The sequence below is a fragment of the Exiguobacterium sp. s101 genome, assembly GCF_018617835.1.
In the GTDB taxonomy this organism is placed as follows: domain Bacteria; phylum Bacillota; class Bacilli; order Exiguobacteriales; family Exiguobacteriaceae; genus Exiguobacterium; species Exiguobacterium marinum.
Genome location: NZ_JACSKX010000014.1, coordinates 1 through 23,669 on the forward strand (window position 1 = coordinate 1; position 23,669 = coordinate 23,669).

General features: G+C 48.7%; 24 protein-coding genes and 2 riboswitches. Of the genes, 4 read left to right on the forward strand and 20 right to left on the reverse strand.

Annotation, left to right across the window (positions count from 1 at the left end; genetic code table 11):
• Positions 1–556 precede the first annotated feature (556 nt).
• From KNO76_RS11560 to ade, 3 genes are all read right to left on the reverse strand, one after another.
• Complete coding sequence (locus tag KNO76_RS11560) at positions 557–2,149, reverse strand: Na+/H+ antiporter NhaC family protein (protein ID WP_214885574.1); 1,593 nt, start codon at positions 2,147–2,149, stop codon at positions 557–559.
• A gap of 111 nt (positions 2,150–2,260) precedes the next feature.
• Positions 2,261–2,436, reverse strand: a riboswitch (Lysine riboswitch).
• Between the two features lie 57 nt (positions 2,437–2,493).
• Complete coding sequence (locus KNO76_RS11565; RefSeq protein ID WP_026826845.1) at positions 2,494–2,778, reverse strand: hypothetical protein; 285 nt, start codon at positions 2,776–2,778, stop codon at positions 2,494–2,496.
• Positions 2,779–2,896: 118 nt separating this feature from the next.
• Complete coding sequence (ade, locus tag KNO76_RS11570) at positions 2,897–4,606, reverse strand: adenine deaminase (protein ID WP_214885576.1); 1,710 nt, start codon at positions 4,604–4,606, stop codon at positions 2,897–2,899.
• Positions 4,607–4,725: 119 nt separating this feature from the next.
• Between ade and KNO76_RS11575 the strand changes: the two genes are divergently transcribed.
• A complete protein-coding gene (locus tag KNO76_RS11575; protein ID WP_214885583.1) occupies positions 4,726–5,262 on the forward strand; it encodes a gamma carbonic anhydrase family protein in 537 nt (178 codons plus the stop codon).
• Positions 5,263–5,371: 109 nt separating this feature from the next.
• Positions 5,372–5,557, forward strand: coding sequence for a hypothetical protein (locus KNO76_RS11580; protein ID WP_214701038.1), 186 nt, complete (start codon positions 5,372–5,374; stop codon positions 5,555–5,557).
• 102 nt (positions 5,558–5,659) lie between these two features.
• Here KNO76_RS11580 and KNO76_RS11585 read toward each other — a convergent pair whose 3' ends face one another.
• From KNO76_RS11585 to KNO76_RS11635, 11 genes are all read right to left on the reverse strand, one after another.
• Positions 5,660–6,214: a nitroreductase family protein gene (locus tag KNO76_RS11585; protein ID WP_214885585.1), complete on the reverse strand. Its 555-nt coding sequence runs from the start codon at positions 6,212–6,214 to the stop codon at positions 5,660–5,662.
• A 93-nt stretch (positions 6,215–6,307) separates the two neighbouring features.
• A complete protein-coding gene (lysA, locus tag KNO76_RS11590) occupies positions 6,308–7,600 on the reverse strand; it encodes a diaminopimelate decarboxylase (RefSeq protein WP_214885587.1) in 1,293 nt (430 codons plus the stop codon).
• Entirely contained in the window at positions 7,570–8,658 is a 1,089-nt protein-coding gene (gene alr, locus KNO76_RS11595; protein WP_214885589.1) for an alanine racemase, read from the reverse strand. The genes lysA and alr overlap by 31 nt, the downstream gene beginning before the upstream one ends.
• Before the next feature lie 14 nt (positions 8,659–8,672).
• Positions 8,673–9,599 (reverse strand): branched-chain amino acid transaminase, encoded by a 927-nt coding sequence (locus tag KNO76_RS11600; protein WP_214885591.1) that lies wholly within the window; start codon positions 9,597–9,599, stop codon positions 8,673–8,675.
• Positions 9,600–9,648: 49 nt separating this feature from the next.
• Positions 9,649–10,356: a 2,3,4,5-tetrahydropyridine-2,6-dicarboxylate N-acetyltransferase gene (gene dapD, locus KNO76_RS11605; RefSeq protein ID WP_026826853.1), complete on the reverse strand. Its 708-nt coding sequence runs from the start codon at positions 10,354–10,356 to the stop codon at positions 9,649–9,651.
• Positions 10,334–11,083: a 4-hydroxy-tetrahydrodipicolinate reductase gene (gene dapB / locus KNO76_RS11610; RefSeq protein ID WP_214885592.1), complete on the reverse strand. Its 750-nt coding sequence runs from the start codon at positions 11,081–11,083 to the stop codon at positions 10,334–10,336. The genes dapD and dapB overlap by 23 nt, the downstream gene beginning before the upstream one ends.
• Positions 11,080–11,961, reverse strand: coding sequence for a 4-hydroxy-tetrahydrodipicolinate synthase (gene dapA / locus KNO76_RS11615; RefSeq protein WP_214885593.1), 882 nt, complete (start codon positions 11,959–11,961; stop codon positions 11,080–11,082). The genes dapB and dapA overlap by 4 nt, the downstream gene beginning before the upstream one ends.
• Before the next feature lie 12 nt (positions 11,962–11,973).
• Entirely contained in the window at positions 11,974–12,969 is a 996-nt protein-coding gene (locus KNO76_RS11620; protein WP_214885597.1) for an aspartate-semialdehyde dehydrogenase, read from the reverse strand.
• A 12-nt stretch (positions 12,970–12,981) separates the two neighbouring features.
• Entirely contained in the window at positions 12,982–14,181 is a 1,200-nt protein-coding gene (locus KNO76_RS11625) for an aspartate kinase (protein WP_214885600.1), read from the reverse strand.
• A 114-nt stretch (positions 14,182–14,295) separates the two neighbouring features.
• Positions 14,296–14,474, reverse strand: a riboswitch (Lysine riboswitch).
• Between the two features lie 77 nt (positions 14,475–14,551).
• The gene (locus KNO76_RS11630) at positions 14,552–14,980 is read right to left on the reverse strand and encodes a GNAT family N-acetyltransferase (protein ID WP_214701028.1); all 429 of its coding nucleotides are present in this window, start codon (positions 14,978–14,980) and stop codon (positions 14,552–14,554) included.
• Positions 14,974–16,134: an alanyl-tRNA editing protein gene (locus tag KNO76_RS11635; RefSeq protein WP_214885602.1), complete on the reverse strand. Its 1,161-nt coding sequence runs from the start codon at positions 16,132–16,134 to the stop codon at positions 14,974–14,976. The genes KNO76_RS11630 and KNO76_RS11635 overlap by 7 nt, the downstream gene beginning before the upstream one ends.
• A 99-nt stretch (positions 16,135–16,233) precedes the next feature.
• Here KNO76_RS11635 and KNO76_RS11640 point away from each other — a divergent pair, with 99 nt between their 5' ends.
• Positions 16,234–16,962 (forward strand): GntR family transcriptional regulator, encoded by a 729-nt coding sequence (locus KNO76_RS11640; protein WP_026826860.1) that lies wholly within the window; start codon positions 16,234–16,236, stop codon positions 16,960–16,962.
• 28 nt (positions 16,963–16,990) lie between these two features.
• On the opposite strand, the gene KNO76_RS11645 is transcribed toward KNO76_RS11640, so the two are convergent.
• The 4 genes from KNO76_RS11645 to KNO76_RS11660 form a co-directional block, all read right to left on the reverse strand.
• Complete coding sequence (locus KNO76_RS11645) at positions 16,991–18,094, reverse strand: LCP family protein (RefSeq protein WP_026826861.1); 1,104 nt, start codon at positions 18,092–18,094, stop codon at positions 16,991–16,993.
• Between the two features lie 150 nt (positions 18,095–18,244).
• Complete coding sequence (nagB, locus tag KNO76_RS11650; protein WP_214885604.1) at positions 18,245–19,009, reverse strand: glucosamine-6-phosphate deaminase; 765 nt, start codon at positions 19,007–19,009, stop codon at positions 18,245–18,247.
• Entirely contained in the window at positions 19,006–20,154 is a 1,149-nt protein-coding gene (gene nagA, locus KNO76_RS11655) for an N-acetylglucosamine-6-phosphate deacetylase (RefSeq protein ID WP_214885610.1), read from the reverse strand. The genes nagB and nagA overlap by 4 nt, the downstream gene beginning before the upstream one ends.
• A gap of 118 nt (positions 20,155–20,272) precedes the next feature.
• Positions 20,273–21,631, reverse strand: coding sequence for an MATE family efflux transporter (locus tag KNO76_RS11660; RefSeq protein WP_026826864.1), 1,359 nt, complete (start codon positions 21,629–21,631; stop codon positions 20,273–20,275).
• Positions 21,632–21,669: 38 nt separating this feature from the next.
• On the opposite strand from KNO76_RS11660, the gene KNO76_RS11665 reads away from it, so the two are divergent.
• Complete coding sequence (locus KNO76_RS11665; protein ID WP_214704320.1) at positions 21,670–22,443, forward strand: CHAD domain-containing protein; 774 nt, start codon at positions 21,670–21,672, stop codon at positions 22,441–22,443.
• Here KNO76_RS11665 and glsA read toward each other — a convergent pair.
• Complete coding sequence (gene glsA, locus KNO76_RS11670) at positions 22,440–23,381, reverse strand: glutaminase A (protein WP_214885612.1); 942 nt, start codon at positions 23,379–23,381, stop codon at positions 22,440–22,442. The two genes, KNO76_RS11665 and glsA, sit on opposite strands and share 4 nt — an antisense overlap.
• Positions 23,382–23,429: 48 nt before the next feature.
• The gene (locus KNO76_RS14205; protein WP_256442723.1) at positions 23,430–23,552 is read right to left on the reverse strand and encodes a hypothetical protein; all 123 of its coding nucleotides are present in this window, start codon (positions 23,550–23,552) and stop codon (positions 23,430–23,432) included.
• Positions 23,553–23,669: the final 117 nt, after the last annotated feature.

A 23,669-nucleotide genomic window follows, 5' to 3' on the forward strand; every position in this document is an offset into this window, starting at 1 on the left:
GAATTCACGGAACACTGGGATACCTGACGCCGAAAGAGTACAAACAGAGACACCTCTTAAAAACTGTCTAGTTTAGTGTTGACAATCCAGCCTATATTTATAGCCTTTCAGCATGTCCGTCCCTCCTCCCTTCAGAAGATCGTGATGTGTCCTCCTCATCCGTTACCCGCGGAGGGGGAGGGGGAATCTGACGGAATTACGAACTTTTGTTCGTAACATCTGTCATAGGGAGAGAAAACTGTTGGACCGGGCGATTCATCTCCCACCTACGCCGGGCTATGCCCCGAGACGCTTAGAGGAGGGAGAATTCTCGACTGATTTAGTTAAATATTTTTTTGAGTCGATGATAAGAACATTGTATTGTTTTTTGACATCCCCCATTCCGGTTACTCGAAATACTATGGTTCTCTTTCCATCTGACCTCACTTCAACACCCATCTCTTTACATCATCACAGTTGTTTTTTGGTTCGTACACTGCTCGACAGTCTTATTCGCATGTTGAAGGTAACACAAAAAATGACTTCCGTCGGTGAGATGGAAGTCATTTTCAAGCTATTATGCTTCACGCTTTGCGCGAAGTTCAGCAGGTACTTTCCCGCGTTTTGAAATCACTTGTGCGATTCCAACCAATACGATGAACGAAATCAATGCAGCGAAGAAACCAATCCAGATTGACCCTGAAATCCCGAGCACTAAGTATCCGATTGCGGACACAGTCGCTGCGAGAATTGCATATGGCAATTGCGTCAACACGTGATCAATATGGTGTGATCCAGCGCCTGTTGAGCTGAGAATCGTTGTATCGGAGATTGGTGAGCAGTGGTCGCCGAACACCGCACCGGCCAACACAGCAGCAAGGGACGCAAGGAGAAGTTCTGGCTCAACCGCCATGATCAAGTCAGCTCCAATCGGAAGCATCAAACCAAACGTTCCCCAGCTCGTCCCTGTCGAGAACGCCATGAGACCGGCAATCAAGAAGAGAAGGAGCGGCAAGTAAGAAGCTTCAATCGTATCTGTCACGAAACTTGCCAAATATTCACCTGTCTGCATATCACTGATGACCGCAATGATTGTCCAAGCGAATAACAGAATAAGGACAGCTGGCCACATCGCGCGAACACCTTCTCGTACCGCCTTCCCATAGTCACGTCCAGGAATTTTACGTCCGACGAGAAGAAGAAGTGCGACAATTAAACTAATGACGACACCGGCTACGAGCGAACGTGTCACGTCTGTCGATTCGAATGCGCCAATCAACGAAAAGTCTTGCCCGTCTGCCGCGAGTGCTTGGCCTCCTGTGTACAGCATGGCTGATACCGTCGCAATGATGAGCGTGATAATCGGAACGATCAAATCACGTACTTTTCCACCTTCGTGCTCATGTAAGTCTTCACTCATTCCCATTGGTTTCCCTTTTGCGGAATCGTACAATTCGCCTTGGAGGGCACGAAGTTCATGCGTGCGCATCGGTCCGATTGCAAGTCCAGTAAATGCTACATAAGCTGTCAACAAAAGTGCAAAGATTGCATAGAAGTTCATTGGAATGATTTGAATGAACGCTGAAAAAGATGAGTAGCTGTCAATCGAGTATTTCGTTAAAATCCCCGCGATGATGGCGATGATATATGCACCCCAACTCGAAAGTGGACTGATGACACAAACAGGTGCTGCCGTTGAGTCAATCGTATAGGCCAGTTTTGCACGTGAGATGTTTTTTCGATCCGTAAGTGGACGACTGATGTTACCAACCGCTAAGCTGTTGAAGTAGTCATCGATAAAGATCAAAATACCAAGTCCGAACGACACGAGACGTGCACCGCGCGCTGTCTTGACGTTCGCCGCAGCCCATTCACCGAATGCACGTGCCCCACCTGATGTCTGAATAATCGACGATAAAATACCGAGAAGGAGCAAGAACGCAATCAACAAGACGTTCCATTCATTGATTGCTCCGTCCGACCAAAATAGAGCAATGATGTTCGACCACAAGTATTGAATCGAGTCGAGCAGATTAAAATTGTGCAGTAGTAATATCCCTGCGATAATCCCGGCACCGAGCGACGGGATGACCTTTCTTGTTGTAATCGCCATAATAATTGCAAGTAATGCCGGTACGAGCGAGAGTACCGAAGTTGAATAATCTACCATTCTAAATTCCTCCTTTTTTATTAGGATGAGGCCCCCTATGCTTAAAAAAACGCAAAGCGAGGGCATCGGCAACAAAGCCGACACCCTCGCTGGATGTTCCGTCTTTCTTAGCCGACTTGGAGCGCTCCATACGTATAATATGTATGGCAGTCCGACGGGTATTTCCCGTCAGCCCAGCACAACCACACAGACATGGTGTTGCACTTCGGCGATCCTGCCTTTTTGTAGTCCTCATCGTTGTCATCCTCCGACTACTTACTCATCAGCATCGCACCTCTACCTCATCGATAGCACGAATATTCATTTAAAGTTACGTCTAAATTATCACAGGTTGATGTCACATATCAATAGTTTTTTTCATCACGAATGATTCGTTTTAAGACCGCAAGCGCTTCTTGGTCATTTGACTCTACTGCTTTAAAGAAGTCGTTGAAGAAGTGATACAACACGAACCGGTCAGGATGAGACTTCGTCTGTTCCTTGATCGTAGAAAAAATCAGTCGTCGCAAACGACGTTTCGTTTGCGTTTCTTCCGGTAATTCTTCACATCGGTCCTTGAAAGCACGATATACAGAATTGATCAATTCCTCATGTTCATCATACGACCGATTATAGGCAACTTGTTCCATCTGTAATATCCCCCCTTTCAATGTTGACCCGATGAAACTTGACGTAACTATACCAACTTCCTGTCAGGCATTCAATCGTTATCGACCGTTCTTAACAAAAATCATACGTTAGACCGAGTCAAGACTTGATAAATGAGAAAGTGGTCACGTCGAACAACCCCATATCGGTCAATTTCAAATCAGGTATGACCGGTAAAGCGAGGAATGACATTGTCAAATACGGATTGAAATGGCGGTGTGCCCCAACAATATCGAGTGCATCATTCAACTGTTCCAAAATGTCCGCCACTTCTCGGTATGGACGTTTCGTCATGAGGCCTCCGATTTCAAGTGGAAGCACGGCGAGCACTTTCCCTTCCGATACAGCCACGACTCCACCACCTACTTTTTCAAGCGTTTGAGCTGCGAGCAACATATCTTCCGGGCTGACTCCAGCAATGACCAAATTATGACTATCATGGGCTACAGTAGCCGCAAGCGCTCCTCGTTTTAACCCGAATCCCGTGACCGCAGCAAGCGCCATGTGCCCTGTTCCGTGATGGCGTTCGATCACAGCGAGCGTTGCGATATCTTGTGATAAATCCGCTCCTGAAGAATCCGGTTGGAACGAAAGGCGCTGTCGTTTCGTCAATAAGCTGTTCGGCAGCACTTGAATGACATCGACCGCTTCCTCACTTGGCTCGAGTCGGAATGAATCGACTGTCAGCTCAGGTAACGCAAGTTCACCTTTCATGGGTTTCGGCACTTCTATCCCTTCAGCATCAAATGTTGCACTCCCTTGTTCGGCGACGAGCGTACCGTTGACATAGACTTGTTCAATTTTTACCGATTCGACGTCTGACAAGATAACGAAGTTTGCTTTCTTACCAGGTGCGATCGCCCCGACCTCTTTCAATCCATAGGCCTCTGCAGCATGCAGACTTGCGATAGCATAAGCCGTTTCCGGCTTGAGGCCTTGCTTGATGGCGGTACGGATGTTGTAGTCGATCCCACCTTCCGCGACTAAGTCATCTAAGTGCTTATCGTCCGTACAGAAAAGGAAGCGATGGGCGTTGCTTTCTGTAACGGCTAGACTGACCTTTTCCACGTTTCGAGCAACTGAGCCCTCACGAATCTGAACGTAAAAGCCGCGCCGTACCCGTTCCATCGCCTCTTCAGCAGTTGTACATTCATGGTCTGTCATGATTCCAGCAGAGCGATAGACGTTCAATTGGTCAGGATTTAGACCTGAAGCATGTCCGTCGACCACTTTACCCGCTTGCTCCGTCTGCGCAATCTTTTGAAGCATGTCTTCACTTCCCGCTTCAACCGATGGATAGTCCATGACTTCACCTAAGCCATGCACCCCTGGGTCCCCTAAAAATGGAGCCAAGTCTTCAGCATACAGCTTTGCACCCGCATGTTCAAACGGTGTCGCCGGTACACAGCTCGGTAGCATCATCCGGACATCGAGTGGAAGACCTTTCGCATCTGCTAACATATATTCAATTCCAAGCGCTCCGTTCACGTTCGCAATTTCGTGCGGGTCGGCAATCACTGTCGTGACGCCTAGTGGCAAGACGGCTTTTGCAAACTCATGTGGCGGGACCATCGATGACTCGATATGGACGTGTGAGTCGATAAAGGATGGTGCAAGTGTCCATGCCGGGTCGTGGTATTCGACTTCTCCCTCATATCCGTCCCCAATTGCTACGATATACCCTGCATCGATGGCGACGTCTGTACGAATCGTTTCACGACTGTACACGTCAATCACAGCGACGTCTTTAAAGACGACGGCCGCTTTCTTTTTCTTTGCGGCGATGTCAATCAAATGTTGTTTCTCCATCTCTCGTTCTCCTTATTCCACGTATTTTAACTATCTTACCAAGAATATTCTTTTCGTTGCAATTTCTTTTTCAAGTTGTGCGACAATGATAACATATTTATCTAAAAGGGGTTGCAAAGATGCAATATAAATTAGAAAAACTGATACCTCAAGTCAATCCGACGGCTTATGTTGCACCGGGAGCACATGTGATTGGTGACGTGACGATTGGGGCTCACTCGGGAGTCTGGTTCAATACCGTCATTCGAGGAGACGAAGGGCCTATTCAAATTGGTTCTTACGTCAACATCCAGGATGGTTCGATGATCCATCAATATGAAGGCTCACCGACTATCATCCATGACCGTGTCTCAATCGGTCACATGGCGATGATTCACGGTTGTGAGATCGAAGAAAATTGCCTAATCGGTATGCATGCCACCGTACTCGACGGAGCGAAGGTCGGAAAAGGATCGTTCGTTGCAGCCGGTGCGCTCGTCACGCCGAACATGCAAATTCCTGAAGGGGTGATGGTGATGGGTGTTCCCGCAAAAGTCGTCCGTCCGTTGAACGATGAAGACCGTTTTGTTATGGAAAGAACGGTAAAGAAGTATGCGAAACGCGCTGAACAATATAAACAGTCGTGTATCCCACTATGTGAGACACCTAATTTATGAAAGCGTTTGCAAGATTCATAAAATGTTAACGTTTCTCTCGAATTTTCTACATAGTTCCTTTGTATACTGAAGTTGTAGCCAAGCTGACGTATTGAAAGGAGCTCACTCTATGTATCCGAACCATGATCAACTCATGCTAGACCTGTACGCCTCATCCATCGATCCGAGTTATGGCCTTCATATCGATGATTCTTTCGATGACACTCTTCACGGTGCGCATCGTGAGGTTTGGGAACGTATGCATTTGGATAATAGTAGAGAAGAAGATTCTAAAAACGGAGGAACGACTGGATGATTCCAACACCTGTGATTCAAGATTGGCTCGCAACTAAATTGAAGCGATAAATGACCAATATATAGATTAAGCGAGCGAAGGGCCATCCCCTCGCTCGCTTTTTTATTCGAACATGATGAGATGTGAGTCAATCGGTTGTCGCGCTTTTGGTGAAGGGATATCCTCGACATCATATTTACCGATTTGAAGTAAACCGATAAAGGTTTCCCCTTCCGCTCCAATCATCTCTTTCAACCGTGCATCGTCAAATAGTCCACCTGTCCGCCACACCATCCCGATTTCACGTTCACTAAACAAGAGTTGGATATTTTGAATAAACGTCGCCGTCGCGAGCAACGCATCACGATTTCCTTTGTCCGTCTCAAAATGTTTTGCCGTCACATATATACAGGTTGCCGCATTCAAGATCCGTCCGGTCACCTTTTCACGTTGTCCCTCTGACGCCTCCGAGAAGGCTGGTTCGAGCGCATCGAGTAACACTTGCTTCCCGTCTCCATTGAACACATACGCGTTCCATGGTTCGACTTTATTGTGAAATGGTGCATGATGTGCCGATTGCAACACTTCATAGAGCACTTTCGTATCAATGGGTTCTTCTCTGAACATACGGACCGTACATCTTTCTTCAATTAATTTTTGTGCTACTGTCCTTGTCATGACCGTCACTTCCCCCTTTTTTTCTCTTCTCTATCATAATTGAAAAACGTTCTCATTTCAAAATCAAAAAAGACTACAGATTACTCTGTAGCCTTAAGTCGATTGACCAATGACTTCACATGCCACCAAGTCTTCAAACGTTTGGCGACGGACGACAAGGCGATGTGTCCCGTCCTTCACGAAGACAACAGCGGGACGAAGCATCTGGTTATAGTTACTCGCCATCGAGAAATTGTACGCCCCCGTTGCCTTGACGAGTAACAAATCACCCGGCGTGACAGAAGGAATCAACGAGCGGTTCGAGATGATATCTCCCGATTCGCAGCACGCTCCGACAATTTTTGCCTCGAGCGTCTTCTCTTCATTCATTCGTGTCGCTGCCACGACTTCGTACTCCGCGTCATACAATGCCGGACGGATATTATCCGTCATCCCGCCATCGACGGACACAAATGTACGAACACCGCTCACTTCTTTGACGGTCCCCACTTCATAAAGCGTGGCACCTGCATTGGCGACGAGCCAACGCCCTGGCTCAATTCCGACTTTCGGAAGTGGGAGCTCGCGAGCGCTCACTTCTTCAACCAATGTCTCCATGACTTGCTCCATCGTCCGGGCAAAATCGAGGTATTCGTCTTCATCCAAGTAAGCGACGCCGAATCCACCACCGATGTTCAAGACGTCCGTCGTATACCCGGCTTCCTGACGAATGTTATCCATGAACCGGACCATCGTCTTCACCGTGTTAGTAAAGAGAGTCGGATCTTGAATTTGAGAGCCGACGTGACAATGGATTCCCTTCAACTGTAAATGCTCGGCTTCTAACGTCGCACGAACAGCGTCCAAATACGTGTCGTCATGCGTCGGGAAACCAAATTTTGTATCAACCCCACCCGTTTGAATCGCCGCATGGGCACCTCCAACGACTTGAGGCACGATGCGGAGAAGCACATCGACTTCACGATTATATTCAGCCGCAAGTCCTGACAAGAGGCTAATTTCACGCATATTGTCGATGGTAAAGTGTGTAATCCCTTGTTCGAGCGCGTATGTGATGTCAAGAATCGTCTTGTTCGACCCGTGGACGTGAATGCGCTCCGCCGGTACACCGGCATGCAGTGCCACGTACATCTCACCCCTTGAGACGACGTCGATGCTCATTCCTGCCGCCATTACTTTTTCATACACGGCCGCAATCGATAACGCTTTTGACGCGTATAACGCATACGTGTTCGGATACTTGTCTAAAAACGTATCCTGAACAATCCCGAGGCGACGCTCTAGTTCTCCTTCACTCATGATGTATAAAGGTGTCCCGTACGTCGCTTGAAGTTCACGGACGGACACACCTTCGATCAAACATTCTGATTGATTGGTGGTGTACATACAATTCCTCCTTCAAAGCGATGTGGAATGCGCCACGAACGGGCACAGAGCTGTTCTGAGTTGTTGGCGTAGCCAATACGTGTCACATCATCGATTTTTGTTTCTATACCGTACAACGTGACCTGGTCGCCGATGTGCACATCCTCGTCGACTTTGATGAAGCTATGGCTCATAAAAATGTTACTGACGAACGGATAAGCTTTCCCGTCAATGTGAACGGGTAAATGACGTCTCGCTCGCATCAATCCATCCCCGTATCCGACCGGAAGAACGGCGATTCGTTCCTTCGTTTCGGCCTTGTATCCCGTCCCATATCCGACATGAGCCCCCGCTTCAATGTCATGGACCGCGACCACTTCCGTTTCCCAGTGAAAAGCAGGAACTAACCATTCGACCGGCTCGACCGAAGAATAGCCGTATAAGAAGATTCCGACACGCACATGTGTGCAATGATGCAGACGTGAATCATCTTGAAGCGTGGCCGCACTGTTTGCCGCATGAATCAATTCAAACGTATGACGTTCCATCAAACGTGTCGACCAGTCGGCAAAACGTTCGACTTGAACGCTATGCTCGACTTCCGCATTGTCTGCATCCGCAAGCGGGAAATGTGTACATAACCCAACGAGGTTTAACCCTTCATCCTGACAGAAGGCGACGATTTGTAGCGCTTCTTCAAATGTTTTGGCACCGAATCGATTCATGCCGACATCTAGTTTTAGATGTAGGCGAACACCATCGAGATGCTCCCGCTGTGAGACGAGCCATTCATACGACCCGATAGCAACATCAAAGTCACGGGCATGCACGTGTTGCCACGTATATACCGGGTTCATGACGAGGACACGAGCCTTTTCCGCATGCGTTCGTACTTCAATCGCTTCTTTGAGCGTGGTCACCATGAAATGACGGACCCCTTCATCGTACAAAGTCGTCACAACTGGCTCCATTCCTAGGTTATAGGCATTGTTTTTCACGACCGCAAACACAGGGCGTCCTAGCGTTTCAATCCGACGTTTGTTTTTGCGAATCGCACTCAAGTCAATTGTGACTCCCATACTGTAAAACCCCTTTACTCTTTCACTGCTGATTTAACGAACGTAATCCAGTCGCGGTGTTCTGGAAGTTGTCCTGTCACGGCCTCACGATAGCGTGACAACATTTCTGTCGCGACCGTCTGGACGCCGCTACCGATCGAGATATGGTCGACTTCGATGACGCTCGTCACCTCGGCCGCTGTTCCTGTCAAGAAGATTTCATCGACCACGTACAGCTCGTCGCGTCCGATATGGCGCTCCACGACTTCATAACCTGCTTCTCGCGCAAGTTGCATGACCGTTTGACGTGTGATGCCATCTAATACAGAACAGTCGAGTGATGGTGTCGTGATCGTCTTCCCTTTGACGAGGAAGATGTTCGCGACACTCGCCTCACTGACGTTCCCATTCATATCGAGGGCGATCGCTTCATCAAATCCATCACGAAGCGCCTCTCCTTTTAATAGTTGTGAGTTCATATAGTTTGATGCCGCTTTCGCTTGCATCGGCATCATTGTAGAAGACACACGGCGATACGAGGCCACTTTTGCCCGAATCCCAACTGTCTTGCTGAAATATTCGCCGAGCGGCCAACACGAGATGGCAACATGTACCTTCGTCTCCGTCGTCGGCATAAGTGCTTGCCATGGTGTTCCAAGGAAGACGAACGGACGGATGTAACATGCTTCAAATCCATTTCGTTCAATCAATTCCATCGTCGCTTGTTCGAGCTCATCCACCGTATACGGTAGTGTGACGTGGTAGTATGCACACGAGCGAACGAGTCGCTCCAAGTGCTCACGCAATCGGAAGATGGCGGGGCCTTCCTCCGTATGGTAGGCACGAATCCCTTCAAAGAACCCACTTCCGTAGTGAATCGCGTGTGTCATGATACTCGTGTTTGCGTCAGTCGGCTCAATCCAAACCCCGTCTTTCCACATCCATTGTCCATACTGTTCCATAATAAAACTCTCCCATTCCTCGTTGTTTATATTTTCTGTCTATTATACGTTAGAGAGAGCGTAAGTCATCAACAAGTTGCGTTTTTTCAGAAGTTTTTTCATCTTTCTGTTTGATGATTCGTGCCGGTGTTCCCGCAACGACGACACCTGGAGGGACGTCTTGTGTGACGACACTGCCTGCCGCGACAACCGCATTTTCACCAACACGAACCCCTTCCAAGATGACCGCGTTCGCTCCGATCATGACGCCATCTTCGATGATGACCGGATCTTTTGAAGGTGGCTCAAGGACACCAGCGACCACGGCACCAGCGCCAAGGTGAACGTTTTTCCCGAGCGTTCCGCGTGCCCCGATGACAGCATTCATGTCGACCATCGAACCATCTCCAATGACAGCTCCAATATTGACGACAGCTCCCATCATGACGACCGCGTTGTTCCCGATTTGGACGTGGTCTCGGATGAACGAACCTGGTTCGATTCGTGCATTGAGCTGTGTCGTATCGAGCATCGGTACGGCACTGTTGCGACGGTCGTATTCGAGATGTGAATCCGTGATGACCGACGCATTGGCTTCTAAGAACGTGGCCGCGCGTTCTGCCGTCGTCAAGAACAGTTTCGATTCATCTGTTCCAAATGCTTTTGCTTCCTCGATTTCAAGCCCCGCCAATTGACCGTTGACGTAAAGCTTTACTGGTGTTTCCTTTTTAGCATCTTTAATATATTGTGCGATTTCATAAGCGTTTGTGAGTAACATGAGTAGCCTCCTCGTATAAGTTCGATAGATTATATAGTCCTGCCGGGCGATCGATGATCGTTGCCGCAGCGGCAAGGGCTCCGTTTGCAAAGACGCGTTTGGATAACGCGGTATGTTTCAATTCAATCATTTCATCATCTCCGGCGAAGAGCACAGCATGCTCACCGAAAATCGTGCCACCACGGATGGAATGCATGCCCAACTCCTCAGTTCCACGCGCTTCACGCCGTGACGTTCGCTCGTAAATCGGTGTCACCTCACGCTTCGCTTCGATGGCACGGGCCAATAATTCTGCCGTACCGCTCGGGGCATCGACTTTTTTCCGGTGGTGTGCCTCGATCACTTCGATGTCATAACCGAGCGTAAGTGGGACGAGTTGGTCGAGTAACTGTTTCAAGAGTGCGATCCCGTAAGACGTGTTATACGACTGAAAGATTGGGATATCTTGTGAAGCCGTCTCGATGTCGGCCAGTTCCTCCGATGTGAAGCCGGTCGTCGCGATGACGAGCGGAATATTGCGTGCCCGCCCGAACGTGAGCAAGTCAGGGAGAAGTGCCGGATTCGAAAAATCGATCACGACATCGACCGGGGCGTCCACCTCGTTCAGTGATGCAACATGTTCTCCACTTCCCGGTGAGACAATTGCCGAGACGTTTACACCTTGCGCATGAGCGACCTCTTCGACAATCCGCCCCATCGCACCAAATCCGTGGATGAGAACATTCATTGTCTCACCTCATTGAATTGCTCCATTGCTGACAGCAACTTCGCTTCAGCCGTCGCGCTCATCGGGACGAGCGGTAGGCGTGGAGCACCAAATGCGAACCCTCTCGCTTGAAGAGCCGCCTTCACCGGAATCGGATTCACTTCTGCGAACAGCTCATCGATGACAGGGAGCAAGCGAAGTTGCCATGCGCGGGCCGTCTCTAGATCACCTGCCAAAAGAGTTTCAGCTAGTGCGACCGTCGCACCTGGGTAAACGTTTGATAAAACCGAAACGACCCCTTGTGCGCCCCAAGCCATATATGGCAAAATTTGATCGTCATTTCCACAGTAAACGGTGAATCCTTCTGGAATGTGAGCCATCATCTGCGCCATGACCGAGATATCCCCGCTCGCTTCTTTTAAGGCCGTGATGCGTGGATGTTCTGCGAGTTCTCCGACCGTTTCAGGAACCAACGCGACGCCAGTCCGTGACGGAACGTTATAGAGCATAAGCGGAATGGGTGACGCATCCGCGATCGCGGTGAAATGTGCAATCAGCCCAGCCTGTGTCGACTTGTTGTAGTACGGTGTGACGACCATCGCCATCTCAGCTCCAAGTTCTGCTGCCCGTTTTGTTTTTTCGATACTGACAGCTGTATTGTTTGACCCGGTTCCTGCGATAATCAACGCTCGACCGTTCGCGACCTCGACCGCTCGAACGAGCAACGTCTCAAACTCTGCGTCTGTGAGCGTCATCCCTTCGCCGGTCGTCCCGCCGATGACAAGACCACTCACACCTTCCTGAATTTGCTCTTCAATCAATGCTACCCATGCCTCTAGATTCAACTGCCCATTTTCTTGAAATGGGGTCGCGAGCGCTGTTGCCACTCCTGTGAACATGTCATCTCCTCCTTATTTCGTCGCTGTTTGACCAATCATACATTGTGCGATTTGAACGGCATTCGCCGCCGCCCCTTTTCGAACGTTATCCGCGACGCACCACAGATGGAAGGTATTCGACTGCGAGTCGTCTCGGCGAATTCGTCCGACATACACCTCATCCGTCCCATTCGCATCAAGTGGTGTCGGATAGGCCAGTTCGGATGGATTGTCTATTAACACGACACCAGGCGCATCGGCGAGGACGGCTTTTACTTCTGCGACTGTCGCATCCCGCTCGAGCGACACCGTGATCGAGACCGCGTGACTATTTCGTACCGGTACCCGGACACAAGTGGCCGTCACACCGAGGTTCGGCGCGTTCAAAATTTTGCGCGTCTCCTCAATCATTTTTTGTTCTTCTTTCGTGTAACCATTCTCTAAGAACACATCGATGTGCGGCAAGACGTTATCATAAATCGGATACGGATAATTCGTCGGCGCCTCTCCACGCGCACCGCGTTCGAGGTCATCGATTCCTTTTTGACCCGATCCCGATACCGCTTGATAGGATGTGTACGCAACCCGTGTCAGTCCGTATACTTCCGATAGAGGCGCGAGCGCGACGACCGATTGAATCGTTGAACAATTCGGATTTGCAATGAGCGTCTTCTCCGGACTGAGTTCGACCCGATTCACTTCCGGTACGATGAGTGGAATTCCTTCTTGCATTCGAAATGCGCTTGAGTTGTCGATGACGATGACCCCTTGCTCACTCAATCGCGGGGCATATTGCTCACTGATGCTCCCACCAGCAGAGAAGAGTGCGATATCGATCGGATCTGCATAAATCGCATCGGTCAATTCGCGAATCACGACCGGTTGCCCGTTCACTTCGACCGTTTTCCCTGCTGAACGGGCTGAAGCATAGAGTCTCAGTTCGCTGATTGGAAATTCATATTCTGTTAAGACGTCAATCATTTTTTGTCCGACGGCACCTGTTGCACCGACGACCGCTACATTATACATCGTGCTACCCCCTTATAAGTTGAATCGAGCCGCAATGGCTGCGACTGCCGCTTCAACGTCTTGATCTTGAATCGTATAGGAAATACTGATTTCAGATGTCGTGACTTGATAGAATGGAATCCCCATCTCGCGGAATGTCGCAAAGAGCTCTGATGCGACGCCTGTCGCGTCTCGCATACCGATTCCGACGACAGAAATTTTTGCATGTTCCGTGTGACGATCGATTTTGATTTGAGGCAAAGTCGCCGTCAACTCTGCGAGTGCCTCTTCTAAAAACGCTTCCTCATCTAGCGGACATGTGAATGACAGGAACACTTCCCCGTCAAACGCTGTCTGCGAAATCATATCGATATTGACATGACGTTCTGACAATCGTTCAAAGATGTCCGCGACCCCGGCTGCTGTATGGGGGATATGTTTGATTGAGACACTGAGTACGTTCTTAACGACACTCACACTCGTGACCGCTTTCTGTTCCATTGCTTGCGTCGTATCCATGATCCATGTTCCTCCTTCGCTCGACAGCGTCTTTCCGACAAAAATATTGACATCATATTTTTTTGCGAGTTCGACGCTTCGCATTTCCATCACTTTCGAGCCGAGTGCACTCATCTCCATCATCTCGTCGTATGAAACGGTGTCTAGACGTTTCGCCGCCGGATGAATCCGTGGGTCTGTCGTATATACACCAGCCACGTCCGTATATATTTCACAGCGTTGACTGAATATGGCCGCGAGTGCGACTGCCGTCGTGTCCGAACCGCCGCGTCCGAGCGTCGTGACGTCACCCGCTTCATTCACGCCTTGGAATCCAGCGACAATCAAGACATCGTATTGACGCAACTTCTCGTGCAACACTTCTTTTCGAATCGCTTTGATTTTGCTCTTCGTATGAATACCCATCGTATCGATCCCGGCTTGTTGCCCGGTGAGAGAGATGGCCGGCACGCCCCTCGAGTTCAAGGCGATACTGAGTAAACTGATTGTCTGTTCTTCACCGACGGCGAGTAGACGGTCGAGTTCTCGAATCATCGGACGGTCGGTGATTTGTTTGGCGAGTGACAGGAGTGAGTCCGTCGTCTTGCCCATCGCCGACACGACGACGACCAACTTCTCTCCGGTCGCCACACGTGTCTGTAAATAATCTGAAATGGCTTGTATTTGTTCGATTGTGGCAACAGAGCTACCACCAAATTTCAGTACGGTTGTCATCAAGTTCCTCACTTTCAAGATGTGCACCAACAGAAAAAGCGGCAGACCGGTAGGAAGCACTCTCCCTACGGTCTGCCGCTTGTACGCGCAGTTGAAAAACGATTAAAGAATCGTTCCGTAGATAGCGCTCCATGGTAGTTGACCATGGCAGTGTAGGCGTTGTTCACGACTACCCCAGCCTTGTTCACACGCACGTGAACGTCGACTTCGGCGAATTTCCCCTTTCGGCCCGGTCCGGAATGCGTCCGTTTCAACCAAGCTTACTCATGTCATTCGCAACCTCTATCTGTCAGTTGTTAGTATTAGTTATAACAAAACGAAATCTTCTTGCCAACCTTTTTTAGAAAAATGGGATATTTCAAAAAAAGAGTTACCACGTTTTCTTCATCATACGATGCGGAATATCCGCATCCAAAAACTCGTCTCCGAATGCCTCGTACCCGAGTTTTTCATAAAACGGAAGCGCCGTCAGTTGTGCGCCTAATCGTAATTCACCCAACCCTCGATGTTTTGCCACACGTTCGACTTCGTTCATGACATCTTTCCCATATCCATGTCCCCGTGCCGACTGGATTGTCGCCACCCGTTCTACTTTTCCGATGTTCGAATCGATGGGACGAAGGCGTGCCGTCGTCACAGGCTCCGAGTCAAGGAGACCGACCACATGTGTACACACATCGTCTAAGTCGTCATATTCTAAACTCGCATCAATTCCTTGTTCCTGAATGAATACAACTTCTCTCACTTGTCTCGCCTGTTGAATCAAATGAGCTTCTTGCCCACTTTGAATCGTCAACATGAAAGCACCCCTTCCTGCAATCGTTTCACGATTTCTTCCATCCCTCGCTCCAGCTCAGACACGGATGTGAATCGTGCTTGTGCCTGCTTATGGTTTCCGCCGCCACGACCAATCTGCATCTCTTGAAGGGCGGTTTTCAAGAATTTACCGATGGCGATATCATGCGTCCCATCATGCATGACAAACAATTTCTGCGTGCCATAGTTGGCTCCAACCGCAATTCGTCCCGTCGCGGCAATCCGTTCGATGATGGCGGTCGTCAACGTTTCAGCTTCGGTCCGCCCCACATGTAACGCTACATAGTTATCTTCTTTCAACACTGCCTCTACTTTCGCTTTCGCAATCCGTTCTTCTAGCGTCTTAATCTCTTTTTCACGTTCTAGACGAATCGTATGTTCTTCAATCACACGCTCTGCCACGGATTCATTCGTTGTCGAGAATGTATGGTGAATCGAACGTAACGCTTCTCGCGCTTGTTGGATCGCCTCGATCGCCCGATTTCCGGCCACATACGTCAAGCGAATATTCCCTCTGACTTTCTTCATTGCCGTCACGTGAATCGTACCGAGTTGTCCGGTTGTCCCCATGTGGGTGCCGCCGCATGCATTGTAGTCAATCCCTTCGATTTCTACGATGCGAATCATCCCCATGCGATCGGTCGCCTTCCGTAAACGCGTTCGATCCACTTCTTCCTCCGGTATCTCATACACATGAATCGGACGGTTCTCGTAGACCAGTTGTTGCAACTCATGCTCAAGTGCGTTAATTTGTGACCAGTCCATCGTTGTCGTTTCAATCTCAATGGACGAGTCGGCTGACCCAATTCCAAAGCTGAGCGTGCGAATGCCGTGACGGTCCTCTAAGATTGCCGTTAAAAGATGTTGAGCAGTATGTTGAATCGAATGATCACGTCTCACATCTTCATCGATTCGAGCCTCTACCGTTGTACCAATCGGTAAGGACTCGTGCAAGAGGTGCCGAACCTCGCCTTCAATGAGTTGTATATCTAATACTTCATGTGATCCAATCCATCCCCGATCGGCTGGCTGTCCACCGCCTTCTGCATAAAACGGACTGTTCTCAAGTGTATGCCAATAACCTGATTGATCCATTTTGACCGCAGTTACGACTGTTTCCAATGTGTGTTGATTCATCTTCCCCTCCACCTTTTCTCTTTAAAAAATCTGTTCAGACAACTAGTTTGATTTCGTCTATAATGAAACATACACCTTCTCAGTCAGGAGCGAAATGATATGTTAGAAATTGATAAACAATCTCCGTTACCTATTTATTATCAAATTGAAGCGTACTTAAAGCAACAAATTGATGACGGATTGTTAAAACCAGGAGACACCCTGCCTTCAGAGCGTGAATTTTCCGAGCAATTTCATGTCAGTCGAATGACAATTCGTCAAGCGATTATGAATCTCGTCAACGCCGGTTATTTGAGCCGTCAAAAAGGACGGGGCACCTTTGTCGCGAGTCAAAAGATTGCGATGACATTATCCGGACTGACGAGTTTTTCTGAAGAAATCAAACATCGAGGCATGCGCCCGCTCAGTCGTCTCTTATCGTACGAGGTCATTCCGGCAACGGATCTCATCGCCCAGCAACTGAGCATCCCAAATCAGACACCTGTTTATGAAATGAAGCGGCTACGACTCGCAGATGACAATCCGCTTGCGCTCGAAACAGCCTATATCCCAGTCCATTTATTGCCGGATCTGACGCAAGATGACGCCACGGGCTCTATTTATGCGTACGCCGAACAACGTGGACTACGTCTGAAGAATGCCACGCAGACACTCGAAGCTCGAAGCGCCGGTCCTGAAGAAGCCAAGCTCCTCACTATCTCTCCGAACGCTCCGGTACTGTTGATTGACCAGCGAACGTATCTCGATGATGGCGGCATGTTTGAATATAGTCGTTCCCTTTTCCGTGGAGACTCGTACTCTTTGACCGTCGCGATGGATCGCATATAAAAAAAGTTTGCCCGAAGGCAAACTTTTTTTATTGAGCTTCGTACGTTACCCCGTTCGGGTCTAACGTGTAAGACTCAAGTTCTGTATCTGACATCGGCTCGACACGGTTACCCGCATCCGCTTGTTGCACGCGATAACGCACTTCTTCAAGAAGCGGCTCATTCAAGAAATAGTAGAAGTGACCGTCATCTGCTCGGGCACCTTCACCTGTCAGTTGATATTGTACCGTATCGTGCAGTGCCCCGACATCTTCAATCAAACGCATATAGTCATTTGGTCCAAGCGTTGTCTGCATATTGTCCCCAACGGCTTTCAGGACCTTATCATAGTTGTTAAGGAGTGAAGTGCCGAGTGATTGTTCGAGCACGGCATTGATTACTTCCATTTGACGTTGTCCACGTCCAATGTCTCCACGGGGATCGTCATATCGGTTTCGGACATAGGCAAGTGCCTCTTCACCAGAAAGCTGTTGAAGTCCCTGTTCGATTTGGACCGTTTCACGTGATGCATCATAGCTGTTTTGTTGTGAAGAGAACGGGACATCAATTTCAACGCCACCTACGGCATCAATGAAATCGACAAACCCTTGGAAGTTTAACGAAACGACATGATCGATTTCTACGCCGACCAAATCTTCAATCGTATTCGTCGCCATCCGCATCCCATTATTTGGATTCGTTTCATCCATCGAACCAAAGTAATAGGCGTGTGTAATCTTATCTTGGTCAAGTCCCGTCTTTCCATAAGGGATGTTGTAGCCCGTGTAGTCGATATTGACATACGAATCGCGCGGAACGCTGAGCATCGTCGTCTGTTTTTCTTTCTTGTTCAAGATAACAACAATCATAACGTCCGAGCGTCCGAATTCTCCACGTGCTTTCTTTTGTGGCGAAAGGTCTGTCCCTAAAATCAAGAACGACTCCGTATCTTCTTTGTCAAAACGAGTCGGTTCGACTGTCGGGTCGTCCTCTAGCGTGACTTGGGTGCCGGACAACATATTGTGAGCTTTATAAAACGCTGTACCGTAAATGCTAGATCCAGCAATAATCGCAATCAGCACAAGGGCACTAAATATCTTATAAAACGCAGACGGACCTTTTCGCTGTCTACGAGTATGTGTTCTAGAATTCATCGCGGTCTCCTTCGAGTCAAAATAATGAGCTTCACTCATTATAGAGGAAAGTGTCAAATTTGTCGAAAACGTTTTGATGACAAATTCATTTCTTTACACTTTCCCACAGTTGAACACAGAAAAACCCGCGGAGATGATTCCGCAGGTTCGTTAATCCCGAATGGTGAAAAATCGTGTTGCTGCTTCTCGTCCACGGGCTTGAAGAGCATCTGCGCAGCGCGATGCCGCCGCTTCGTCGAGTACGACTGTCACACCTGGATGCGCTTGAAGGATTGTGGCCGGCCAGTCGACTGTCGGAACACTTTCAGTCATGTGCTGTACCGCTTCCGCCTTCCGCTCACCTATAGCCACAAGGACGATTTCACGAGCATTCATAATCGTGTCGAGTCCCATCGTGATCGCATGAGTCGGTACGTCTTCAAGGCGGTCAAAAAAGCGACGATTTGCTTCACGGGTCGATTCCGTGAGCTCGGTCACGTGTGTCTTGACATCGAGTGCCGTCCCCGGTTCATTGAATGCGATGTGTCCATTCTCGCCAATCCCGAGAAGTTGTAAGTCGACACCGAGCGTTCGAACGAGCCCTTCATAGCGCGCCGCCTCCGCTTCTGGGTCCGACGCATCACCTTTTGGAAGATGACTTTGTTTGAATGGCACTTCATCAAAGAGGCGATCTTTCATAAAGCGATTGTAGCTTTGAGGATGTTCGGGTGATAGTCCGATATATTCATCCAAATTGACGCTCGTCACGTGGCTACAATCGAGCGCGTCCTGCTTAAACATCTGATACATCCCGACTGGTGTGCTACCGGTCGCGAGACCGAGTACGAAGTCATGTTTCCCTGAAATCCGTTCTTTAATTAGCGTGTAGGCGATTCGTTCCGCATCGTTCGCCGTCTTTGCGACTAGTACGTTCATCCTTGTTCCTCCCGTTCATATACGATCTTACCTTTGACAAAAGTCATCTGAACATGTGTCGCGCGATTCCATACGACTAGGTCTGCATCAAACCCCGATTTGATGTCCCCTTTAGTCGTCAATCCAAATTCCTTAGCTGCATTCGTCGCGGTCATTTTGACCGCCTCTTCCACTGTACATCCCGTATATGCCTGAATGTTTCGGAATGCAGCATCCATCGTCAACACACTGCCCGCAAGATTCCCGGCTTGAAGTCGCGCAGCCCCATCCTCGACTTTGACGGGTTGACCGCCGAGTTCATACTGTCCGTCCGGAAGTCCCTTCGCTCGCATCGCATCCGTGATGGCGACGAGTTCATCTGGTCCTTTTAAACGGAACGCAAAGTCAACCATCTCTGGACGGCTGTGAATGCCGTCCGGAATAATTTCCGCGATGACACCTTTCTCTAATAGACAATATCCGACCGTACCTGGTTCGCGGTGATGCAATCCACGCATTTGGTTATACAGGTGTGTCCCGTGTTTGATGCCCGCCTGTTTGTTCTCTTCAAATGTCGCGCTCGTATGACCGGCTGAACCGATTGTACTTGATTCGCGAAGTGCCGCTTCAAATGCACGGGCACCCGGCCGTTCCGGTGCATACGTGACAAGGCGAATATGCCCACCCGCAAGCTCTTGCCACTTCCGAAACTGCTCGGCATCCGGATCGATAATATATTCCGCCGGTTGTGCCCCAGCCATCTCCACATTGACGAAAGGACCTTCCAAGTGAATCCCGATGAGTGTCGTATCCTGCGCTTCAATTACGTTTCGGACTGCCGTCAATGCATGCTCAATCGCCTCTTTTGATTGTGTGATTGTCGTCGCGAAAAAAGAAGTGACACCTTCTTGTAGCATGTGTTCACTCAATCGACGAAGTCGTGATTCATCCGCGTCCATCGTATCGACTTCATACCCCCCGTGGATATGAACATCGATCAAACCTGGTGTCACGAGCGCCCCCGCGACATCAATCACGTGCTCATCCTGTTGTTCAAACTGTTCCATCGATCCAATCTCATCAATCGTTTGACCATTCCATCTGATATATCCACGTTCCCATGTTTGCTCCGCTGACACGATACGAGCATTGATCAATGTCGCCATCGGTTCACCACTCCTTTTTGTTTTCCTCCATGTTATCATAACTAATAAAAGTATAGTTGTATAGACCAATTTATAATAAATAAAAGATTGTTCACAATTGCGAACAACCTTTGCATCATTACGTCGATTCGAGCGTCCCGTAGCGTCGAACAATCCATACGAGTCGGAGAAATAATAAGACCGCTCCGGCTGCGAGCCCGGCAATCAAGCCAATCCAATACCCATCCGGACCAAACCCAGCATGTTCCGTCAAGACATAACCAAGAGGTAAGCCGATGACCCAATAGGCAACGAGCGAGAGAAGCAGCGTGATATTGACATCCTTGAATCCTCGTAAAATCCCTTGAATCGGTGCCGCGACTGCATCTGATAACTGGAAGAACACGGCGAAAATCATGAAGTGGGCAGCGAGGTCCACGACCGTCGGATCATTCGTATAAATGGCTGCGACCCGCTCGTTTTGCCAAAACAACAAGGCACCAGAGAAGATGGAGACACCTAGACAAAGCGAAATTCCGATTTTCGCATATCGAACGGCGTCCTGTAATCGTTTCGCACCGAGTTCGTATCCGACGACAATCGTCAACGCGCTCGATGCCGACAACGGGAGCATGTACACGAACGAAGCGAAGTTAATGGCGGCTTGGTGTGCCGCGACGATTTGGTCACCGTATGAGCTGAGCAATAGCGTGACTGCTGCAAAGATGCTGACCTCGGCGAAGATTGCTAGCCCGATTGGTGTTCCGAGTTGTAATAACTCTTTTTGTCTGAGCCAGACGATACGCTCAGTCGTCCGTAAAAATTTGTATTCTCGGAACGGCTTCCCGTTTCTCACGAAGAACAAGGCCATGAAAAAGAGCAACCAGTAGGTGATGCTCGAGGCAATTCCCGCTCCGACGCCGCCATATGCCGGAACACCAAGTTTCCCGAAAATGAAGATGTAATTTAATCCGACATTAATGGGTAACCCTAATAGTATGAGGATCATTGAAACTCTCGTCTTGCCGAGCGCATCCATGAGCGTGCGAAGCACGTTGAACAGAAACATCGGCAAGACACCGAAACCAAGAGCAAGTAAGTATTGAGTTGCAATCCGCTTCCCTTCCGTACTGAGCCCCATTCCCTCGATTGCAATTGGCACGAGGAACGAGCCTAATGTCAACGTGATGACACTTAGTATGACGGCTAGATAGATGCCTTGGAACAGCGTCCGTTGAATCTGTTGTCGGTCCCGTGCACCAAGTGCTTGCGATACGATTGGCGCCACGGCCAATAGAATGCCACTGAGTCCGGTGTAGACCGGCATCCAAAGACTTGATCCAACACCGACACCTGCCAAGTCGACCGCTCCGGCACGTCCAGACATGACGGTATCAAAAAAGCTAATCAAATAAAAAGACACTTGCGTGACTAAGATTGGAAAGAAAATCGTAAAGAACAGTTTTGTTTTTTCGTTTAATGAATGTGTTTGGTACATGGACAACCCTCATCTCTTTTCAGAAAGGAAATAATATCATGAATCAACGGCATGCAGAAAAATTAAAATTTGAGCTGTTAGAAACGTGGAATACGTTTAATCATTACGTGACCGAGGCCCTCACTTTCACCAATTCGGAGGACATTCATCGCGCCCGCGTTCATTTACGAAAGCTGATCACGTTCATGCAAATCTATGAGACAAAACCTGCGACGTTCCGGCAACTCAAACAGTTGATGGAAGTACTCGGACATGTACGAGACCTCGATGTACTGATTGAAAACTTTGAGTCACAGAATGAACTCGATGCATTGTTTCTTCAAGTGGTCGAGAAGCAACGCGCCATCGAACGAACCATTCTCTCGACACGCGTCAGTGAAAAAATGACGCCTTCGCTCGATCAACAAATTCGCCGTTTCATCGGTGGGCCGTTATTTCGTGCGTTTAAAAAAATGAACGCCTCTCCAATGTTAGAAAAGGCGAAAGAAGAACGTAACCAACGAATCCGTATTTATCATGAGCAACCGGACAGAAATGAACAAGTTGAAGCACTCCATAAAGTTCGTTTAGCCGTCAAGCGTGAACGTTATTTACATGAGTATTTGTTGAACTATGAAACAGATGCCTCCATGGATACCGTCCGCACGTTAAAGAGGATGCAAACTGAGCTCGGTGAGATGAACGACCATGACCAACTGTTAAAGCGTTGGCGGACCTTCAAGCCACCTGAAGATTTGCAGTCTGTGTATGATGCAAAAATCGAAACGTTACAAGAAGAGTTAGACACGTCAGTGGAACATTTATCGATTTAGCGCGAGGTATACCGTTCAATCAATAGTTCTAACAGTTTCATACCTGCGATTGAATTCCCTTTCGAATCAAGCGCCGGACCAAAGATTCCAAACCCGACATTACTCAAATCCAGTTCATGGTTACCGACTGCTAAAATCGCACCCGAGACTCCGCTCTTACCGGGAAGACCGACTCGAACAGCGAACTCGCCCGATGCATCATACATGCCACATGTTGTCATAATCGCTTTGACAATTCGAACGACCCGACGTGGAATTAATTCTTCGCCCGTATTCGGGTCTTCTCCGTTCCCCGCAAAGACACGTCCGATTCGTGCCAAGTCAAAGCAGTCAATCTCGATGGCACATTGTTTCGTATAGACATCAATAATCTCATCTACCTCACCATCTACAATTCCATGGTGGCGCATGAAATAAAGGAGTGCACGATTCAAATCGGTCGTCTCGTATTCAGAGCGGGCGACTTTTTCATCGTACGTAATATCCTCTACCGGTCGATTTAACAGCCTCCCTAAAAATTGACGGAACTGATAAATTTTCAGGTCAGCCGTTTCCCCTAAAATCATACTCGTCACCGCTAGCGCCCCTGCATTAATCATTGGGTTCAACGGTTTAGACGGAACTGTCTCCTCGAGCTTGGCAATCGAATTAAATGCATCTCCCGTCGGCTCCATCCCGACTTTCGAAAACACATAGTCTTCTCCAAATTCCATTAAAACATAACAGAGTGTCAATGCTTTCGAGACACTTTGAATCGTAAACTTGTAATGAACGTCCCCCGCATGAATATACGTCCCGTCCGGCAAACAAATCGCCACCCCTAGTAAATCGTTTTTCACATGCGCCAGTTCAGGGATGTAGTCAGCTACTTTCCCTTGAGCCGTGTACGGACGACATTCATCGATCAAGTGGTTCAACTGTTGTTCGAGTACATTCATTCAATCACCTCATGTTCCATCAAATTTCAACCGGGTCATCTTATCACATTACCCATCAGGCGGTCCATCTTCTTTATACCAGTCTTCGTCCGCCCAAATCATCGGTGGGTCTTCCTCGTCGCCCGTCAGCTTTTCACCATGTCGATTCATCATCACAATAAAGCCAGCCACACTTATCACCACAAAAGCCGAAATGACTATAAAGGAAACCATTTCATCGTCCCCTTTCGAACTCGTGACAAATTTGTCTAGAACTCCGTGACACTTATCCTATGTCTCCGTCAACAT

Coding starts and splice junctions, on each gene's coding strand:
- KNO76_RS11665 (WP_214704320.1), top strand. CDS start 21,670: ATGAATCAACGGCATGCAGAAAAATTAAAATTTGAGCTGTTAGAAACG.
- KNO76_RS11635 (WP_214885602.1), bottom strand. CDS start 16,134: ATGAATCAACACACATTGGAAACAGTCGTAACTGCGGTCAAAATGGAT.
- KNO76_RS11560 (WP_214885574.1), bottom strand. CDS start 2,149: ATGGTAGATTATTCAACTTCGGTACTCTCGCTCGTACCGGCATTACTT.
- KNO76_RS11600 (WP_214885591.1), bottom strand. CDS start 9,599: ATGGAACAGTATGGACAATGGATGTGGAAAGACGGGGTTTGGATTGAG.
- KNO76_RS11565 (WP_026826845.1), bottom strand. CDS start 2,778: ATGGAACAAGTTGCCTATAATCGGTCGTATGATGAACATGAGGAATTG.
- lysA (WP_214885587.1), bottom strand. CDS start 7,600: ATGTACACCACCAATCAATCAGAATGTTTGATCGAAGGTGTGTCCGTC.
- KNO76_RS11660 (WP_026826864.1), bottom strand. CDS start 21,631: ATGTACCAAACACATTCATTAAACGAAAAAACAAAACTGTTCTTTACG.
- nagA (WP_214885610.1), bottom strand. CDS start 20,154: ATGGCGACATTGATCAATGCTCGTATCGTGTCAGCGGAGCAAACATGG.
- KNO76_RS11630 (WP_214701028.1), bottom strand. CDS start 14,980: ATGTTGACGATTCAAAGTGGGCAAGAAGCTCATTTGATTCAACAGGCG.
- dapD (WP_026826853.1), bottom strand. CDS start 10,356: ATGTTACTCACAAACGCTTATGAAATCGCACAATATATTAAAGATGCT.
- KNO76_RS11585 (WP_214885585.1), bottom strand. CDS start 6,214: ATGACAAGGACAGTAGCACAAAAATTAATTGAAGAAAGATGTACGGTC.
- alr (WP_214885589.1), bottom strand. CDS start 8,658: ATGGGAGTCACAATTGACTTGAGTGCGATTCGCAAAAACAAACGTCGG.
- KNO76_RS11580 (WP_214701038.1), top strand. CDS start 5,372: ATGTATCCGAACCATGATCAACTCATGCTAGACCTGTACGCCTCATCC.
- KNO76_RS11640 (WP_026826860.1), top strand. CDS start 16,234: ATGTTAGAAATTGATAAACAATCTCCGTTACCTATTTATTATCAAATT.
- dapA (WP_214885593.1), bottom strand. CDS start 11,961: ATGTTCACAGGAGTGGCAACAGCGCTCGCGACCCCATTTCAAGAAAAT.
- KNO76_RS11645 (WP_026826861.1), bottom strand. CDS start 18,094: ATGAATTCTAGAACACATACTCGTAGACAGCGAAAAGGTCCGTCTGCG.
- KNO76_RS11575 (WP_214885583.1), top strand. CDS start 4,726: ATGCAATATAAATTAGAAAAACTGATACCTCAAGTCAATCCGACGGCT.
- glsA (WP_214885612.1), bottom strand. CDS start 23,381: ATGAATGTACTCGAACAACAGTTGAACCACTTGATCGATGAATGTCGT.
- nagB (WP_214885604.1), bottom strand. CDS start 19,009: ATGAACGTACTAGTCGCAAAGACGGCGAACGATGCGGAACGAATCGCC.
- KNO76_RS11625 (WP_214885600.1), bottom strand. CDS start 14,181: ATGACAACCGTACTGAAATTTGGTGGTAGCTCTGTTGCCACAATCGAA.
- dapB (WP_214885592.1), bottom strand. CDS start 11,083: ATGAATGTTCTCATCCACGGATTTGGTGCGATGGGGCGGATTGTCGAA.
- KNO76_RS11620 (WP_214885597.1), bottom strand. CDS start 12,969: ATGTATAATGTAGCGGTCGTCGGTGCAACAGGTGCCGTCGGACAAAAA.
- ade (WP_214885576.1), bottom strand. CDS start 4,606: ATGGAGAAACAACATTTGATTGACATCGCCGCAAAGAAAAAGAAAGCG.